Below are 16,796 nucleotides of genomic sequence, written 5' to 3'. Positions count from 1 at the left end.
TATGGAGCTTCTGGACCGTCAGCGTGTCCGGCGCCAGGTACTGCTTGCCCATGATGTGGATAGGGATTAGGTTAAGTTTGGCTTCCATTTATCTACTCCTTATGAAATTCGAAATACGAATATCGAAATTCGAAACAATATCGAATATCAAAATCGCCAGATATCAGGCCTCGGTTTTTCGTACAATGGAACCGAAGATATTCATTAACTCCTGCGATTCCTTTGCCAGTGTCTGTCGTTCGTTTTCCATGTCGACATCATTTATTTCGGCCAAACGCAACCAATACCTGCTTTCCTTGGCTTCTTTTCGGCTTATCCTGGTATGGAGGAGGAAATCCTTCTTCCCCAGAGCCTCGTTGGCTTCGATGTAATTTGCGCCGACCGACTCAGCCGCACGGACGAGTTGTTTTGAGATTTCGATATTGGAAATAGTTCTGGGGAGTTTTTTAATGAAAGCTATGCCTGCCTGAGCGAACTTAAACGTTCTTTCTTCCAAGTCGTATGGTTTCGTTATTTGAGTTTCAGCCATTGGGGTTTGTTTCTGTTTTCGATATTCGGATTTACATCAATCCTTTAGCCTTAAGCAAGGGTCGTGAGTCAATTGTGTGCAGGTCAAACCGGCAAACATCCGGAGAAAGCCCCAGGGCCAGCACCATCAGCCGCGTGAAAGAGCTATATCCTCGAGCACGATCTGCTTGAATACCGACCGGTCGCCCAGATGCTTCATCGCATCCAGTATCTCGATCCCGGCCAAATGACCCTCGGCATCGTAATCTGCGGCAATACCGTCGTCCAGGTGCTTTGTGGTCACCGTCGCTTCCTTAAAGCGAATGTATAGCGCGTCGACCTCGGGATCATAGGTGATCTTCATACTGTCCTCCTAAAAGAAATAGCTGTAGACTGTGATTACGACTATTTCGTTTTCCCCTTCGCTGAAAATGGGTCTGACTTGTTTCGTCGAATATTGCTTCCCGTTCCAAACGCTGTTGAACGAAAAATCCTTCCGGCATTCCGAACGACCCTCTTTCGATCTAGTCCACTCGGCGGTGCCGATGGCGTTGATAATCTCATCCTCGTTCACGCCCCGGTAGGCCAACTGAATCCGGGCATGGCCGGACAAGCGGATCGTTTTCATTCCGAGCGTTTCACAACAATCCCTTGGCCTTCAGCAGCGGCCGGGGGTCCACTGCGTGCAGATCGAACATGCAGACCTCCGGCGAAAGCCCCAGCGCCAGCGCCAGCAGCTGGGTGAAGTAGAACACCGGCAGGTCAACGGATTTGCCGAGCTTCTCTTTGATGTCCTTCTGCCGGGCGTCCAGGTTAAAGAAGCACAGCGGGCAGCTGGTGATGATGGCCTCGCCGTCTTTTTTCTTGGCCGAAGATAGGATGCGGTCAGTCTTGTCCACCACCACGTCCTTGTCCATCACCGTGTGGTAGGATCCGCAGCACTCAGTCAGGAACGGGTCGTAGAGCGACTCCCCGCCCAGGGCCGCGATCAGGTCGCCCATCACCGTGGGCGCCTCGACGTTGTCAATAGCCACCTGTTTAGGCCGGTTCAGCAGACAGCCGTAATATGGGACTAATTTTAAACCCTTGAGGGGTTTTGTCGTCTTGGTTTTGATCGTGTCGAACTTGACGTCATCGCGCAGTATTTCCAATAGATGCACCACGTCAACCTTACCTTTGTATTCGGGGTCCTTGTCCTTCATGAAGAAGTTGATTTTCTCCAGCTTGTCCTTGTCGTGCCGCACCAGGTCGTTGGCCAGCTTCAGGGTGTGGAAGCACATGCTGCACAGCGTAGTCATCCGGTTTTGCCCCAGCTCCTGGACATGGGTCAGGATGCGGATCGGCCCGACGTGGTTGATCAGGTTGTCCGAGGCCAGCGAATAGACCGTGCCACAGCAATTCCAGCGCAGCAGCTCGTCCAGCTCCCAGCCCAGCGCCTTCATGGATTCGCGGGCCGAGCGGTCGAAGTTCTTGGCGGTGTTGATCAGGGTGCAGCCTGGATAGTACGGTATCCTATTCATGGAAGCTCCTTTTTACCACGGAAAGGCGGAAACACGGAAATCAGTTGATGATCCTTTTTATTTTCAACGTTACTTTGGCGAAATTGAATAGCAAGCCAACTTTGCATCCCGTCGCCTTCAAATACGATAAAACCTGGGCGATATGGATTTCTTCAAAATCCTTTACTGCTTTCATTTCTACAATGATTTGCTTTTTGACCAGCATATCTAATCGATGGATTCCGATCCGGATTTCCTTGAAGGCTATTTCCACTTCTTTTTCGGTCTCGACAAATAAGCCGGATTGCCTTAGCTCTATTTCTAGGGCTTTTTGATAAATCGATTCGAGAAACCATGGGGCCTAAGGTTTTGTGAACTTCTATCGCCGCACCGATGATTCTATCGGTAAGGTCAGAAAGTACAAGGTTGTGTTTCCGTATTTCAGTCATTCGGCGTTTTCCTGCGTATTCCGTGGTAAAAGAAGAGAACCTTTCCGTGCCTCTGCTTTTCCGTGTATTCCGTGGTAAAGGAAAATCATCCGGACTGTTTGCGTAGACAGCTCATCAGGGCGATCTGGGGGACTTTCTTCAATGTTTCCGCGGGAATCGTATTGCCAGCGACTCTGTCCTGCCGCTTCCGCAGCAGCAGCAGGCGCAAGGCCTCCATCACCTTGGCCAGGTCGATCCCCTTGGGACAGCGCAGGCCGCAGGTGAAACAGGAGAAGCAGGCCCAGATCGAGCTGGAGTTTTTGACCGCCTCGTACTCTCCCATCTGCAGCAGCTTCCAGATCTGGTTGGGGGCGATATCCATCCGGTCGTGCATCGGGCAGCCGGCCGAGCAGGAGCCGCACTGCATGCAGCGGAACACTTTTTGGCCGGAGAGCTCCTCGATCTTGGCGAACAGCTCGTTGCCGATCTCCGCCCGCGACGGTGCGATCGGGTCTCCAGCCTCCACCGCCCTGTAATTCAATGGCAAATTTGACATAATGCTCTCCGTTGTGTTCGCAAAAAATTTGAGTATAGCATAATGAACTACCCCGCAGCAAGCTGCGAGGTATCTATCGTGTAGATACCATCTGTATGAAAAAAACTACTGCACACCAATGCTTGCCCTGAGCCAAGCCGAAGGGAGCGCTAATACGCAATGGGGGAACTCTCGCGTCCATTCGCGGATGGATATAATAGTTGATAATTAATTCCGTATGCCTAAACTGTCAAGCTAAGCGGCCTCGAGCACTCGGAGTCCGCTGTAGTGTTTTGTTGGGCGGTCGACCACACCAGATCAAGGAAGACGCTGATGCCATTTGTCTGGATTGCGCGCGGTGTGAAATACGCCGTAGACGGTTACCCTACCATCTGCATACTCGTAGAAGACAGCATACGGAAAGCGGCGTACCAACCCCCGGCGCTAGTTCTCGTGGACGACAGCAGGCATCTCGGGAGTACGGCGGATCGCTTCAATACACGCATCGACACAGCTCAAAATACTCTTCTCCCAAGCCTGTCCGCCGACCCTCGTACCAGGCGTACACCTCCACGATGTCTTGCTCGGCCTCCGAGGCAATGATCAACTCAGCGGCCATAGCGACATTGGACCCTTCGTTTGACTTCTTCCCACGTGAGTCCGGAAGCCGGATTATTGATCAGGTTGGCCTTTCTCCGCGCCAGCTCTTCTTTTTGCCAGTCCTGGACGGGTATCTCTTCGGGAGTGACCGCAAGGTCATCCCATAAGTCTTCCACGAGCTGGAGCTTCTCCGACGGGCTCAGGTCAAAAATCGAGGTGTTTGTTGGGTTCATCTGAAACCCTCCTGCAATTGTGTTCAATCACGATTAAGAGGAACGCCGCCTAACGCTTGCGCGTAAGCTGCGGGGCGCGGTCGCCACGGAGTGGCGCGACGGAAGCGCCCCGTCAGCTTGACGCGCTGGTTCGGCAAATTCCAAGGCCAACCCATTGAAAGAAGGTGCCGGCTCATTGAGGGTCAACAAGCCCACGCTCGGCAAGGACCTTGTTCCAGTCAAGAGGCTCGCTGACTTCAGCCCAGCCCCACTGAGGAGCCTGGGATGCGACCAAGAAATATCGGGTAAGACTATGAATCGTAACGAACTGCGATGGAACCTCGCGCGCTGCGGAATCAATGTCGTCGAAGGTTTTTTGCGTGATCGGAGCCTCACCTCGGCTTGGGCTGGGGCGCGAAGCCCATAGTGCACGAAGGGCAACTCGCCGTACGATCGTCTCGTTGACGTCGTTCTTTGTGCCACCTACCGTGGCAACGAGGAAGCCTGAGTGAGCAGCGTAGAACTGTTCAGAGAAGACTGCGCGGCGCTGTTCGACAAGAGCCCACGACACGCAAGCCAAGACTCCAACGGCGTTGTTGCTGGCCACTACCATGTAGCGCCGCACCATCACGTGGACGATGACATGTCGCTCCGGGCCAGTGCCAGCCCTGTTCATTGACGCTAGCGTGCTCTCCAATGATGACGCGAGATTGTTCTCGTCGTCTTCGTCAAAGCCCGAGAATCCGAAGACAAACACAGCGACTGCTTTCGATGCGTCTTGCTCCTTTGCGAGCCCGCCGAAGGTTGCGCGGACATCCGTGGCCAACGGAATGCCATCTCTCAGCGTGAACGCACGGGTGCCGCCGAAGGTCCCGCACCCCGCAGCTAACGCCGCCACGAACAGACAATAGAACCGAAAATGTCTCATGTTGTTCCTCCTCTGTCGAACATGTATTGGGTTGTATTTTCGCTGTTTTATTATTTTGTCATTATACAAAATTAAGCCTTTCATGTCAAGATTAAAATAACGGCCTATCCTCTTATGTTGTTTTACATTACGCAAAAACGGCAATAATGCTTGACAGCAAATCTGCGGTAATATAATTACCCCATGACGATAAAAACCGCGATAGCCAATCCCCCAAAGCTGCTCGACCAGGTACGCGTGGATTCCCTTCGTTAGCCATCCTTGGTGCCTCCCTCAGGGCAGTGCTTCAAGGGTAGGGCGAGGAGCCGATATCAGAATGACGTAATCAGGATAAACTAACGCCTGCGCCATTTGTCGTACCGCTGTAAAGAAATAGCGCAGTGGACCTGGTGAAGAAAACCCCGCGTCAGACAGCGCGATCTCGTGCACCAACTCTGGCTTGTGTGTCGCTATGGACGTGCCTTTGCGCGCGAATGTGGCGCACGCATCGGTAGCCATGCCAGCCAAGACAACCTTCTCGGGTTTCAGCTGTGATGGAACGCTCGTTCATTCTGCCGCCTAACAGTTATTTTTATGCTTCTTGTATCAAGGGCTTAAAACCGGCCGGCCTCCTTGACGATCAACTCCGCCGCCTCGGCCAGCGACCCGGCCGGAATGATATTCAGGCCGGAATCGGCCAGGATCCGCTTGCCCTGTTCCACATTGGTGCCGTCCAGCCGGGCCACGATCGGGACCTTGACCCCCAACGTTTTTGACGCCGCCACGATGCCCTCGGCGATCACGTCGCATTTCATGATCCCGCCGAAGATGTTGACCAGAATGCCCTTGACCGCGGAGTCGGACAGGATGATCTTGAAGGCCTCGGTCACCTTCTCGATGGAGGCCGAGCCGCCCACGTCCAAAAAGTTGGCCGGGCTGCCGCCGTAATGCTTGACGATGTCCATGGTGGCCATGGCTAGCCCGGCGCCGTTGACCAGGCAGCCGATGGTCCCGTCTAGCTTGATGTAGGAGAGGTCGTGCTTGGAGGCTTGCGCCTCGTTGGGGTCCTCTTCGCCGACGTCGCGCAACGCCGCGATGTCGGGATGCCTGGCCAGCCCGTTGTCGTCGAAGTTGACCTTGGCGTCTATCGCCAGCAGCTTTCCTTCTTTCGTTTTCACCAAGGGATTAATTTCAACCAGCGAGGCGTCCTTCTCCACGAACAACTTAAACATGCCGGCCATGATCGCGCTCAACTGTTTGGCCAGGCCTATGCTCGCCAAAGGGCCTGCCTGCGCGGAGCCGAACATCCGCTTCGGCGAAGACAGGCTACAGCCCGCAGGCAGGTCGCCAGAAAAGCCGAGTTTACGGGCCATCTCGGCAGCGTGGTAGGTCCTGAACCCGGACAGCGGGTCAACGTAGACCCTGGCTATGGCATCGGGCGTCTCGGCCGCGACCTTTTCGATCTCCACGCCGCCCTCGGTAGATCCGACGAACACATAGCTGGCCGCGGCCCGGTCGATCAACAGGCTTAAATAATATTCCTTGTCCACTTTTGCGGCCTCGGCGACCAGGATCTTGCGGACGATTCTCCCCTTGGCCCCGGTCTGGGCGGTGACCAGCGTCATGCCCAAAATCTGGTTCGCGAAACCGAACGCCTCGGCTTGGTCGCGGGCCAACTTAATGCCGCCAGCCTTGCCCCGTCCGCCGCTGTGGACCTGGGCCTTGATCACCCACGGCGGGCCGTGGACTTCGCCCAGCCGCTTCTCGACGTCTCCGGCCGACTGGGCCATAAAGCCGGCATCGGTGGCCACGTCGCAGGTTTTCAGCAGTTCTTTTGCCTGGTATTCGTGAATATTCATCGCTTTCTTTCACCACCAGACACGAAGGCACAAACACACAAACACGATTAACGATTTACGATTAACGATTAACGATTAACGATTAACGATTAACGAAAGTAGTGTCTCCGTGGCTTGATCGTTTAAGGTTCATTTCCACCTAAACACACTAAACAATCGAAAAATCCTGTTTCGTGAATTTCGAGTGTTTCGGTGGCTGTCTCGGTTCCTATCCCTTCCGGTACTTCTTCGGCCCCTCTTCGTACAGGTCGTTGCCCTGGCAGTCGGTGGCCACCACCACCGGGAAGTCCTCGACGTCGTACTTGCGAACGGCTTCGGCGTCCAGCTCATCGTACAGCACGGTGGTCGACTTCTTGATGGCCCGGGCGATCAGCGCCGCGGCACCGCCGGTGGCCGCAAAGTAGACGCAGCCCTTCTCCTTCATGGCGTCCTTCACTTGCTGGTTGCGCGGCCCTTTGCCGATCATTCCTTTCAGCCCCGCCTGGCGGATCAGCTGCGGCGAGTAGGCGTCCATTCGGTAGCTGGTGGTGGGGCCGGCCGAGCCCACGGCCTTGCCCGGCTTGGCCGGCGACGGCCCGACATAGTAGATGATCTGCCCCTCCAGGTCGATGGGGGCCTTGCCGTCCTTGTCCATAGACTCGCAGAGCCGCTTGTGGGCCACATCGCGGCCGGTAAGGATGACGCCAGTGATGAGCGTCTCTTCGCCCATTTTCAAGGAGCGGGCGACAGCCTCGGTCAGCGGTGTGGTTATTTTTTTAGCCATTTCGACTCCACAATTTATTCATTTCCATTTCGTGTAATTCGCGTGTTTCGCGGGCAGAAATTACAGCGTCCGGTGCGCATGCCGGTGGGCATGGCAGTTGACGTTGACGGCCGCCGGCAGCGAGGCCAGGTGGCAGGGCGCGTGCTCGATGTGCACCCAGAAGCTAGTGGTGCTGCCGCCCAGCCCTTGGGGGCCGACCCCGGAGTCGTTGATCTTTTTCAGGATTTTCTGCTCCAGCTCGGCGTAGCGCAGGTCGCTGTTGGGCTTGCCCAGCGGCCACAGCAGCGCCTTCTTGGCCAAGTAGGCCACTTTCTCGAAGGTGCCTCCGACTCCCACGCCGATCACGGTCGGCGGGCAGGGGTTGCCGCCGCCCTTGACCACCGCGTCCACCACGAAGTCCATCACCCCCTTCTCGCCGGCCGAGGGCGGCATCATCTTCACCTGGCTCATGTTCTCGGCTCCGCCGCCCTTGGGGGCCATAATGATATCCAGATCGTCGCCGGCCACTATCTCCAGGTGGATGATGGCCGGCGTATTGTCCTTGGTGTTCTTGCGGTCAAACAGGGGATCGTCCAGCGATGATTTCCGCAGGTAGCCCTCGGTGTATCCCTGCCGGACGCCCTCATTGATGGCGTCGGGCAGGATGCCGCCCTCAATCCTGAGATCGGCGCCCAACTTGACGAAGAACACCGAAAGCCCGGTATCCTGGCAGATCGGCACCCGCTCGTCTTTGGCGATCTTGGCGTTTTCCAGGCACTGCTCCAGAATGGATTTCCCCAGCGGAGATTCCTCGCTTTTGACCGCTTTCTGAAAACAGTCCATCACGTCCTGGGGCAGGTCGAAGTTCGCCTCCAGGCACATCTCCCTGACTGCGGTCACAACTTTCTGGTATTCGATGGTGCGCATATTGTTGTTCCTGCCGATTGTTAATAAGTGTTGCTGTTTTCGCTGCGGCATTATCCTTGGGTGTGGATGCTGGAAGTGATCCGTATCTCTCCGGGTACTAGAGTTCCATATCATTTATTATCGTTCGGTAAAATTCTTCCAACTTTGTGCCAGACGATAGATTTGCCGCGAGGCACGATCGTATGTCGCTAAAAGTCTTTCAATGGCGTCGTTATCGACCAGATTGCCATATAAATCCTTGACCTGGCTTAAGGAAACGATGGTTTCGTTGGATTCCGCCAGGGCATCATCGAGATACTTCTGGAATCCCCTCTTCTGATGTCTTTTTGAATAGCCCTCAGCGATCAATCGCGGCCCCGCCTTTGAGGAACGTCGCAATTGGGAAGCCAGATCATAGCGTTCTTCCCGCGGCAGCCTGGGGACGATGACGGTATGGATCTCGCTGGAAGCTGCGTAGGTGATCTGAAAGACCTCCAGGTCGCGGAAACCTTGGATGGGCTTGCGAACACTTGATGTGTTGTCATTCTCGTCCATGTCCAGCTTCCACACCCGCTAACCATTACCGGTTTAATTTAACTTGCGCCACGGCATCAATTATTTTGCGGACATGAAGCTCTCTCATTTTGCCCTCGTGAATTTCTTTCCCCTCAAGCGAGCGGAAAAAATCAGGGAATGGGGACCGGCGGAGACCGCCGTTCCCCATTCTTTCGCTGTCAAGGCTGATACTAAGAGTTTATCCTTAAATAAGCTTTGGGTCAGCATAAACGAGCGAAAAGGCATGTGGTGAGCCTGTCGAACCATGCCAGACAAGGAAGGCGAGTGAAGCGTATCCACAGCGATACGGTGAATGAGCGTGACGCAGTATGGCGGTTTTGCAGCCGTTTATGCCCAAATTGTTATTTGAGGATAAGCTCTAAATGACGTTCAGCCTCTTCAGCTCGTCTATGTTCTTCTTGGTTGCCTCGAAGCTTGCGCCGAGGGCCTTCCGCTCCTCGTCGTTGATTTCCACCTCGATGACCTTCTCAACGCCGCCGCCGCCGAGAATCACCGGCACGCCCATGTAGTAATCCTTGAACCCGTACTCGCCCTCGAGGAACGCGGCGCAGCAGACAACCCGCTTCTTGTCGCGGATAATTGCCTCGGCCATGTCAATTGAAGCCGCTGCCGGCGAGAAGAAAGCGCTTCCTGTGCCGTAGAGGGCCACTATCTCGGTCCCGGCATCCTGGGTGCGCTTCACTATGGCGTCAATCTTCTCCTTCGGGAGGAGCTGGGTGACCGGGATGCCTGCCACGTTGCAGTAGCGCACCAGCGGAACCATTGTCGGCCCGTGGCCTCCAAGGACAACAGCGGTCACGTCCTGCACGGACACGTTGAGTTCCATGGCGATGAACGCCCGGAACCTGACCGAATCGAGGATACCGGCCTGCCCGACCACGCGGTTCTTCGGGAACCCGGTCAGAACCTTGGTCAGTTGGACCATGGCGTCCAGCGGGTTCTGAATCGCTATGACGAACGCGTTCGGGCAGTATTTCTTTATGTTCTCGGCAACGGGCTTCGTTATCTCGCAGTTTTTGAGAAGCAGGTCGTCCCTGCTCATTCCGGGTTTGCGCGGGAAACCGGCCGAGACGATCACGACGTCGGAGTCGCGGGTGGCATCCCAGTCAGCGGTCGCCGTGATCTTCGCGTCGGCATTGTAAACCGGCGCCGCGTGAAGAATGTCCAGCATCTTTCCCTGGGCCAATTTCTCGTAGGCGGGAATGTCGAGCAGGACGATATCGCCCAGTTGTTTCTGGGCCGCGAGCAGCGTCATGACGCCGCCTATCTGTCCCGCGCCAATCAGAGAGATCTTCTTGCGATTGATTCTGTCGTGGTGTGACATCTTTTCAAACCTCCTTGCTCCCTTTTGAAGGGGAGTGTTTCACTTTGTATCCTTTGTGAGCCGGTCCGCTATGATTCTGTCCACCAGAATGGCCTGGAGTCTGTCTTCGCCTGCCTGCCGCGCTCCGCTTGGCGCAGGCGAAGATGATGGACTTGGGGGTCATGGCCCGTATCCACTCCGGCTTGACCACGTCGGGACCGGGCGTGGAGAGCGCGATCAACGCGTCGGCGCCCTTTATGGCATCCAAGATGTCGGTGACGCCCTTGGGATTGCTGGCTTTGCAGATCTCCCCCTTGCGGTAGAACCGGGCGTCGGCCTTGATGTCATCCCGCCCCTGATGCCGGGAACCGCGGGTGTCAAACATGATCACGTTTTTGGGATCGCCGCCGGCAGCCACGATCAGCCGGAAGATGGTGATGTTAGAGGCGCCAGCGTCCCAGAAAACGATTTTGGCCGCGGCCATGTCCTTGCCCGCCACCTTCAGGGCGTTGATCCGGCCGGCCAAAGTAACGCAGCCCGTGCCCTGGGCGTCGTCATGCCACACCGGAATGTTGCATTCCTGACGGAGGGTGTCCAGCACCTTTTCAGGAAGGGGGTTTTTAACTACACCAGAACTCGTACTCAATTAGGCAATGCCTTTAATCGCCTTCATCTCAGCTATTGTCTTTCCTACACTCTCCGCTGACTTTTTCATCATAGCCTTCTCTTCGTCATTGAGTTTCAGTTCGATAATCTTCTCAATGCCATTGGCGCCAAGGACGGTCGGAACACCGAAGCAGATATCTTTCAGCCCGTACTCGCCTTCCAGATACACGCAGCTCGGGATGATCCTCCTCTGGTCTTTCAAGATAGCTTCCACCATAAGTACCGCGCCGAGTGAGGGGGAATAGAAGGCACTGCCCGTTTTTAGCAGGGCGACAATTTCCCCACCGGCTTTTCGCGTTCTGTCAACGATCTTATCAATCGTATTCTTGGGAAGAAGTTCGGTAACGGGAATTCCATTAATCGTCGAGAATCTGGGCATGGGAACCATATCATCGCCGTGACCCCCAAGCAGCATAACCTTGATATCCTTGACAGACATTTTCAATTCCATGCCTAAGAAGCACTGGAACCGTGAACAATCGAGAGCTCCCGCCTGTCCTATAACTCTGTTCCTGGGGAACTTGCTTACCTTGTATGTGAGATAGGTCATCGTATCCAGCGGATTGCTCACCACGATAATGAAGCACTTTGGCGAGAACTTCACTATCTGCTCAGTCACGGAGCCCACAATATCGGCGTTGATTTTCAGCAGATCTTCCCTGCTCATCCCCGGCTTTCTCGCTATTCCGGAGCTAATGATGACCACGTCGGAATTTTTGGTCTCTTCATAGCCATTGGTTCCGATGACATTTGCATCAAAGCCTTCCATCGGGCCGGCTTCCACCAAGTCGAGAGCCTTTCCCTGGGGCATCCCTTCGATAATATCCATCAATACGATGTCACCTAATTCTTTTATGGCTGCCCAGTGAGCGGCGGTTGCACCGACATTTCCCGCTCCTACGATTGTAATCTTATTACGACCCATAATAATATCCTCCTAAGTTTCAAATAAAAAAACGAATTTATTTACCGTCCCTGTCCGATAAAATGCTGCCTTATTTCCCTGCAGTAAAGGGAGGGACCTCAATTATCGGCTTGTAAGTAGTTTTTCCTAAAAAACTAATTATATTATCTACTTCCTGGGCCAAGTATTTCTTTGAGGGCGGCAGTTTAAGGGTGCCCTCCATGTGCTGCAAGACCTGTTCTTCCGACAATGAATTGCCTTCTATAGCGGTAGTGGCGGCCACGCCCTTGGCCAGGTAGATGAGGTGCATCTCCTTGGCTGTTTGGGGACGCAATGGCACAGTTCGGCGATATGTTCGCATTTGGACGAAGCCTCGCCCAAAAGTATCCCTAGTTAGGGCGGTGTTGGACGAAGATCAATGCTGAATTTTATCCAAGGATGTGTGGAGTTATATGTCTGCCTATATCCATTATTATGTCTTTTGTAATAATAATATCAAATTGTTATAAATATGTCAATATAAATAATGTCTTTAAATATGTCTATCTGCTATACTCATTTATCAGCTCATATATTTCAAATGGCCATTGGCAGAATTCTATTCTCGTTTCCAAAAGTCAATCGTTGTCAAAAATTTCGTACCCCATAGCTTTATAACCCTTCAATCTTTTTGCAAACATCCTTTTTAAAACCGGGGTTTGTTCATCCACATAATCGTATATAATAACCTCCTTTTTATCCGCTGCCCGGCGGTGAAGCCTGCCTGCGTATTGTTGCAACGTGCCTTTCCAGGCAATGGGCAGGGTTATAAACAACGCGTCAAGACGAGCGTCATCAAAACCTTCGCCGATATATCTGCCGGTGGCTAAAATCAATCGCTCCTCATTTGATGGAATGGCCTTTAGTTTCTCGGTCAAGTCCCGGCGTTGTTTTATTCCCATGCCTCCCCGGAAAACCATAATATTTTTAGCAAAATCTTTCAATTTTTCATATAAACAATCAAGATGGTCACGCCGTTCAGTCAAGACTAACGGCGAACGTTTTTGTTCCAAGGCTTTAAGAATGTCGTCAAACAGCAGAGAGTTCCTTCTTTCATCAAGCGCCAGCGCCTTATACAACGCCTGAATGGTTGTTTTAACGCTCTGGTCTGTTTTAAATTCGGTGACCCTTTTAACCACCCGGCATAACAGCCCGCTTTCGGCTTGGGCCTCTTTTGCGCCAACCGTATAAACTATCGGCCCGCATTGCATGAATATTATTGGCTGATGGCCGTCCTTTCTGACCGGCGTGGCCGTCAGCCCCAACACATAACGGGCCTTGGCTTTTTTCATTACGCTTTCAAAGCTAAAAGCGGACACATGATGGCATTCGTCCACCATTATCTGTCCGTATTTTTCTATGGAAATATTCTCGTTACGGCGGGACAGGCTTTGAATCATGGCCACATCAATATGGCCGGTGAGTTTATCCTTGCCGCCACCCATTTGTCCCAGCATATTTTCCGGCAAAACAAGGAATGTTTTAAGCCTCTCCAACCACTGGTCCATTAATTGCCGTCGGTTGACAATTATCAATGTATTGACTTTGCGTTCAGTAACTATTTTCAACGCCACCACTGTTTTCCCGAATGCCGTAGCTGCTGAAAGTACGCCCATTTCATGCCTTAATATTTCCCCGGCAGCTTCTTGTTGCCATGAAGTCAAATTGCCTTGAAATTTTACCGACAACGGGCTGCCGTTCTCTTTCTTGTCCTCTATGATAAGTTTTGAACCGGCATTTTCTATTAATTGGCGGACGCCCTGCAAACAACCCCTGGGCAAACCGATGTATTTTGGATATTCCTCTCCGCAATTAATAATCCGGGGAATTCCGTAAGTCGAAAGCCGCATCGCTTGGGCCTGATAAAACTCCGGATTGGGAAATGTAGCTATTCGCATTAAGCGGTTCACTGCTTTGGCCTGCAATCCCTCTTTTTCAATATAAACCAGGTTGGACAGAGTTGCCTTGATACTGGCGGGAAAAACTACATTAGAGTCTGCGTCTTCAGTGCCTTTTGATATCCAAGGTTTTCCTTCATCGCCGTATTTCCCCGAGCTTTCCTGGATGTTTGATATATCCTTCTTTCCCAACAATTCAATTAATGAATCAATTTTCATTTCCTTAATTTTTACCAATGAAGCCAAAAACCGCCATTGATCGGCAAAGGGCAAAAAATCAGCGTCAACAAAAACCGTTCTTCCGTCTTTCCTCGGCCCAAACTGTAATGGCAGGGCAATAAGATTTCCAAAACCTCCCTTGGGGAGCGTGTCTTGATTGGGGAAAAGCCTGTCGTAAGAAGCAAAACCCAAGGTATGACAGATATCCATCGTTTCAGCTATCAGGCAGGAACCTAATTGCCGGGCTTTCCGGGCCGGAATGGCTTTATCAAAAAATACCCACACATGCGCCCCCTTGCCGGAACGCGATATTTCCAGTGCGGGAACAATACCATGTTTGATACAGGTTTTATAAAATGCTGCGCCGTCTTGTTTCCATGTTTCATTGTCAAAATCAGCCGCCAGAAAGTAGCAGGTTTCATCTTTTTGCAAGGGATAAATGCCTATGGTCTGTTTCCCGGTTAGATGTTTGTATATTTCATTATCTGTTAGCGGCAGGTATTTTTTATTGCCGCAGTCCGCGCATTTTATTTTGGGCTTTTTGCACAATTCCTTACGCCATAAATTGGCGCAGGCCGGGGAATAACCGGCCTTGCCCTCTTTCCCTTCCCAGCCTAACGCAAAAACATCGTCCCGGCCTTTGAAAATACTTCTGAACAGGCATATTTTCTGATCTTTTTCAAAGGGCTGCGCATCTTTTACGGGCGGGACACTAACGTCAATGCCAAGTTTATGTTTTAGTTCTGCGTTTTCTTTTTTAAGGCGCTCAATTTCACGCAAAGCTTCAATTAATTTATCTTCCATAAATTACCATCACTAACATTTGAATAAAAAACCGCCCCAATTATTAGCAGCGGTTTTTATCGTTTTACATTTCAAACCACTACTGTCCGGTTATTATGGAAAATGGCGTTTTTCGTGGTATAAGTCCTTGCGTTTTTCGTGGTATAAGTCCTTGCGAATCAATGGGTGATTTTTGAGCCTGAATTCAAATCGATTACATGATGAAACCTCTAAGACCATTGCCCCATCTGCATTCTACAATTTTCTTGTAAAAACAACCGGACGCTACTGATTTCAAACACAACATCTTTCTCTACCACTTGTTGCCGAATATCACTCTAAAGGCGACTCTTTTATTGCTGAGTTCAAGTCCATATTCATCCCAAGTAACTTATTTTGCCCAACTTGTTGCAGATTTTATTGGTGTTTCCGCAATGCCATTAGGCTGCCATTTCTTCGGTAAGATAATTGTATATTCTGTCTTTATTCAGCGGCAGGCTTGAGAACTGCTTGTCGCAAACATCGCTGAAACGAGCCAATACCTTCCGGTTAATTTCTTCCTGTTCCTCAAATATGGCAATAAGCTTAAAAGGTATCCCCCGTTTTTCATAAGTTACTAATGGGAGCGGATACCCTTCACCGACCTAAATATCGGTCATATTCAGGGCAAGCTCTGTGGTGAGCGACTTGTACTGAGTCTGTCAAAGTAAGCCGAACCAAAACCCAGCCATTATTTATCCGCCAACCTGCCTGCCCCGTTTGTCCCGCCCAACGGCGGTGGCTATAGCGGTGGTCCGCCCCCGTTCACGTCAACGGGGCAGGCTCCGCGTAAGCGAAGGAGGAAGCCATAGCGTAGGAGGAAGGGCTGAGGTTAAGAGCCAATACTGTTCCCCTGTCTTAGGCCGTTTACGGCCTTTGATTCGGGCCACTAATGGTTCGACTAACTCACCACAAGTACATGCTCTGATTAATAGGCAGCTTATGGTGGATTCCTGGCATTTAGCGTCACCATTAATAGCAAAAAGAAACAATGGCTTTTTCAACCCATTTATTTTGCAGTCAACTTTATCGTGCCATTTGGATCATGCTTTAAATGAATTACCCCGCCGCAAGCGGGCGGGGTAATAAAAACTAATTAACTTATTCATGTTCTATCCCTTTCTTGTTAAATGGAACATAACGCCCGGATTTGCGACCTGTCCGCCGAAGTTCGCCTTAAGCGGACGTAGGAGGAAGCCCGAAGCGAAGGCGGAGCCCCGCCAACGGCGGGGCGGAAGCATGAGCTCAGCCGAACGGTGCGCTTGTCCGCCGAAGCCTTGGCGGAGGTGGAAGCTTTAGCGTAGGCGGACAGCGCCGAGCAGCCGCAAACCTGATTGTTAGCCGATGGTTATCGAGCTTGTCGAGATATGGTGTTGCTGACGCAGGGCGGAGCGATTATCCGCCCAAACCCTGGCCTAACGACAGGGAAGGCAAATCCGGGCGTTAGCCAAGATGCCAGAAATTGGAAAGGAGCCAACGCCGTTGGCGATCTAATTTCGCAGAGCTGACGCTACCAGAGCTGCGTCAGCGACATCTTGGCTAACGGTTGCGGCTTTGCGCCATTATGGCCTAAAGCCAACTACCAGTAACTGGAGCTCTCCGCCGAAGGAGAAAGAAATATACCGCAGGCGGATATACGCACCTATTGCGTGCCTGCCTGTCCGCCGCCCTGCCTGCCCCAGCCTGCCCCGCTTGCGGCGGCGGTTTAACCCCGCCCAACGGCGGTGGCTATAGCGGTGGTCCGCCGAAGTAGCAACGAAGGAGGAAGTGTGAACGAAGGCGGAAGGCGGTGGTCCCGCCGCAGGCGGGTTAGGTTTTAAAACACATATCCCAGGGCTATCCGATGGTCGCTGCCTAATATTTCCTTGTCGTTCAGGCTGAAGGCGTAATCAAACTTAACATTCTTAACCGTCAAGCCAAAACCCGCGGCAAAGGTGTTTTGAGTGCCGCCGCCCAGCCTTAGGGCAACCTGCTTAATCGGAATATATTCCACCCCGCCGCCGAAATCCAAGCCATACTTGTCTTCCTCGTTTACCCCGTATTTCAAGCTGAGGTCGCTGGAGAATATCAGCTGTTCTTTTACCGGATAACCTAACCCGATCCGATAAGCAGGCTTAAACCCTTCGTCTTTCAGGTTGGCCGCCACATTCCGGGCCACCGCGCCTAGGGCAAAC

General features: G+C 52.4%; 17 protein-coding genes and 1 pseudogene. All 18 read right to left on the bottom strand.

What is annotated here, in order from left to right; genetic code table 11:
- Positions 1–163: 163 nt before the first annotated feature.
- The gene (locus HY768_01375; GenBank protein ID MBI4725872.1) at positions 164–529 is read right to left on the bottom strand and encodes a four helix bundle protein; all 366 of its coding nucleotides are present in this window, start codon (positions 527–529) and stop codon (positions 164–166) included.
- 126 nt (positions 530–655) lie between these two features.
- A complete protein-coding gene (locus HY768_01370; GenBank protein ID MBI4725871.1) occupies positions 656–871 on the bottom strand; it encodes a DUF2283 domain-containing protein in 216 nt (71 codons plus the stop codon).
- A 9-nt stretch (positions 872–880) separates the two neighbouring features.
- Entirely contained in the window at positions 881–1,135 is a 255-nt protein-coding gene (locus tag HY768_01365) for a DUF4258 domain-containing protein (protein ID MBI4725870.1), read from the bottom strand.
- A gap of 10 nt (positions 1,136–1,145) precedes the next feature.
- Positions 1,146–2,027, bottom strand: coding sequence for a CoB--CoM heterodisulfide reductase iron-sulfur subunit B family protein (locus HY768_01360; GenBank protein ID MBI4725869.1), 882 nt, complete (start codon positions 2,025–2,027; stop codon positions 1,146–1,148).
- Positions 2,028–2,067: 40 nt separating this feature from the next.
- Positions 2,068–2,455: pseudogene (locus tag HY768_01355) on the bottom strand (GxxExxY protein).
- Positions 2,456–2,540: 85 nt separating this feature from the next.
- Positions 2,541–2,990 carry a 4Fe-4S dicluster domain-containing protein gene (locus HY768_01350; GenBank protein MBI4725868.1) on the bottom strand — a complete coding sequence of 150 codons (450 nt, stop codon included), beginning with the start codon at positions 2,988–2,990 and terminating at the stop codon, positions 2,541–2,543.
- Between the two features lie 587 nt (positions 2,991–3,577).
- Positions 3,578–3,802 carry an addiction module protein gene (locus tag HY768_01345; GenBank protein MBI4725867.1) on the bottom strand — a complete coding sequence of 75 codons (225 nt, stop codon included), beginning with the start codon at positions 3,800–3,802 and terminating at the stop codon, positions 3,578–3,580.
- 172 nt (positions 3,803–3,974) lie between these two features.
- Positions 3,975–4,709: a hypothetical protein gene (locus HY768_01340; GenBank protein MBI4725866.1), complete on the bottom strand. Its 735-nt coding sequence runs from the start codon at positions 4,707–4,709 to the stop codon at positions 3,975–3,977.
- A 593-nt stretch (positions 4,710–5,302) separates the two neighbouring features.
- Positions 5,303–6,547: a succinate--CoA ligase subunit beta gene (locus HY768_01335; GenBank protein MBI4725865.1), complete on the bottom strand. Its 1,245-nt coding sequence runs from the start codon at positions 6,545–6,547 to the stop codon at positions 5,303–5,305.
- Positions 6,548–6,755: 208 nt separating this feature from the next.
- Positions 6,756–7,310: a Fe-S-containing hydro-lyase gene (locus tag HY768_01330; GenBank protein ID MBI4725864.1), complete on the bottom strand. Its 555-nt coding sequence runs from the start codon at positions 7,308–7,310 to the stop codon at positions 6,756–6,758.
- A 60-nt stretch (positions 7,311–7,370) separates the two neighbouring features.
- Positions 7,371–8,216, bottom strand: a complete 846-nt coding sequence (locus HY768_01325; protein MBI4725863.1) for a fumarate hydratase — start codon at positions 8,214–8,216, stop codon at positions 7,371–7,373.
- A gap of 117 nt (positions 8,217–8,333) precedes the next feature.
- Positions 8,334–8,750, bottom strand: coding sequence for a four helix bundle protein (locus HY768_01320; protein MBI4725862.1), 417 nt, complete (start codon positions 8,748–8,750; stop codon positions 8,334–8,336).
- Positions 8,751–9,129: 379 nt separating this feature from the next.
- Positions 9,130–10,095 (bottom strand): malate dehydrogenase, encoded by a 966-nt coding sequence (gene mdh / locus HY768_01315; GenBank protein ID MBI4725861.1) that lies wholly within the window; start codon positions 10,093–10,095, stop codon positions 9,130–9,132.
- Positions 10,096–10,099: 4 nt separating this feature from the next.
- Positions 10,100–10,720 (bottom strand): NADP-dependent malic enzyme, encoded by a 621-nt coding sequence (locus tag HY768_01310; protein ID MBI4725860.1) that lies wholly within the window; start codon positions 10,718–10,720, stop codon positions 10,100–10,102.
- Entirely contained in the window at positions 10,721–11,665 is a 945-nt protein-coding gene (mdh, locus tag HY768_01305) for a malate dehydrogenase (GenBank protein ID MBI4725859.1), read from the bottom strand.
- A gap of 70 nt (positions 11,666–11,735) precedes the next feature.
- Entirely contained in the window at positions 11,736–11,954 is a 219-nt protein-coding gene (locus HY768_01300) for a hypothetical protein (protein MBI4725858.1), read from the bottom strand.
- A 307-nt stretch (positions 11,955–12,261) separates the two neighbouring features.
- Positions 12,262–14,604: a DEAD/DEAH box helicase family protein gene (locus HY768_01295; GenBank protein ID MBI4725857.1), complete on the bottom strand. Its 2,343-nt coding sequence runs from the start codon at positions 14,602–14,604 to the stop codon at positions 12,262–12,264.
- Between the two features lie 1,834 nt (positions 14,605–16,438).
- Positions 16,439–16,796, bottom strand: a 358-nt coding sequence (locus HY768_01290) for a hypothetical protein (GenBank protein ID MBI4725856.1), incomplete at its 5' end; no start/stop codon positions are given.

The sequence above is a fragment of the candidate division TA06 bacterium genome (assembly GCA_016208585.1).
Taxonomy (GTDB): Bacteria; Edwardsbacteria; AC1; order AC1; family EtOH8; genus UBA5202.
This window is presented reverse-complemented; position numbering and strand designations above follow the sequence as displayed.

What these genes read in the sequence shown, in the direction of transcription:
- HY768_01370 (MBI4725871.1), bottom strand. Translation starts at nt 871, where the DNA reads ATGAAGATCACCTATGATCCCGAGGTCGACGCGCTATACATTCGCTTT.
- HY768_01335 (MBI4725865.1), bottom strand. Translation starts at nt 6,547, where the DNA reads ATGAATATTCACGAATACCAGGCAAAAGAACTGCTGAAAACCTGCGAC.
- mdh (MBI4725861.1), bottom strand. Translation starts at nt 10,095, where the DNA reads ATGTCACACCACGACAGAATCAATCGCAAGAAGATCTCTCTGATTGGC.
- HY768_01320 (MBI4725862.1), bottom strand. Translation starts at nt 8,750, where the DNA reads ATGGACGAGAATGACAACACATCAAGTGTTCGCAAGCCCATCCAAGGT.
- HY768_01295 (MBI4725857.1), bottom strand. Translation starts at nt 14,604, where the DNA reads ATGGAAGATAAATTAATTGAAGCTTTGCGTGAAATTGAGCGCCTTAAA.
- HY768_01365 (MBI4725870.1), bottom strand. Translation starts at nt 1,135, where the DNA reads ATGAAAACGATCCGCTTGTCCGGCCATGCCCGGATTCAGTTGGCCTAC.
- HY768_01300 (MBI4725858.1), bottom strand. Translation starts at nt 11,954, where the DNA reads ATGCACCTCATCTACCTGGCCAAGGGCGTGGCCGCCACTACCGCTATA.
- HY768_01345 (MBI4725867.1), bottom strand. Translation starts at nt 3,802, where the DNA reads ATGAACCCAACAAACACCTCGATTTTTGACCTGAGCCCGTCGGAGAAG.
- HY768_01360 (MBI4725869.1), bottom strand. Translation starts at nt 2,027, where the DNA reads ATGAATAGGATACCGTACTATCCAGGCTGCACCCTGATCAACACCGCC.
- HY768_01340 (MBI4725866.1), bottom strand. Translation starts at nt 4,709, where the DNA reads ATGAGACATTTTCGGTTCTATTGTCTGTTCGTGGCGGCGTTAGCTGCG.
- HY768_01375 (MBI4725872.1), bottom strand. Translation starts at nt 529, where the DNA reads ATGGCTGAAACTCAAATAACGAAACCATACGACTTGGAAGAAAGAACG.
- HY768_01325 (MBI4725863.1), bottom strand. Translation starts at nt 8,216, where the DNA reads ATGCGCACCATCGAATACCAGAAAGTTGTGACCGCAGTCAGGGAGATG.
- HY768_01350 (MBI4725868.1), bottom strand. Translation starts at nt 2,990, where the DNA reads ATGTCAAATTTGCCATTGAATTACAGGGCGGTGGAGGCTGGAGACCCG.
- mdh (MBI4725859.1), bottom strand. Translation starts at nt 11,665, where the DNA reads ATGGGTCGTAATAAGATTACAATCGTAGGAGCGGGAAATGTCGGTGCA.
- HY768_01330 (MBI4725864.1), bottom strand. Translation starts at nt 7,310, where the DNA reads ATGGCTAAAAAAATAACCACACCGCTGACCGAGGCTGTCGCCCGCTCC.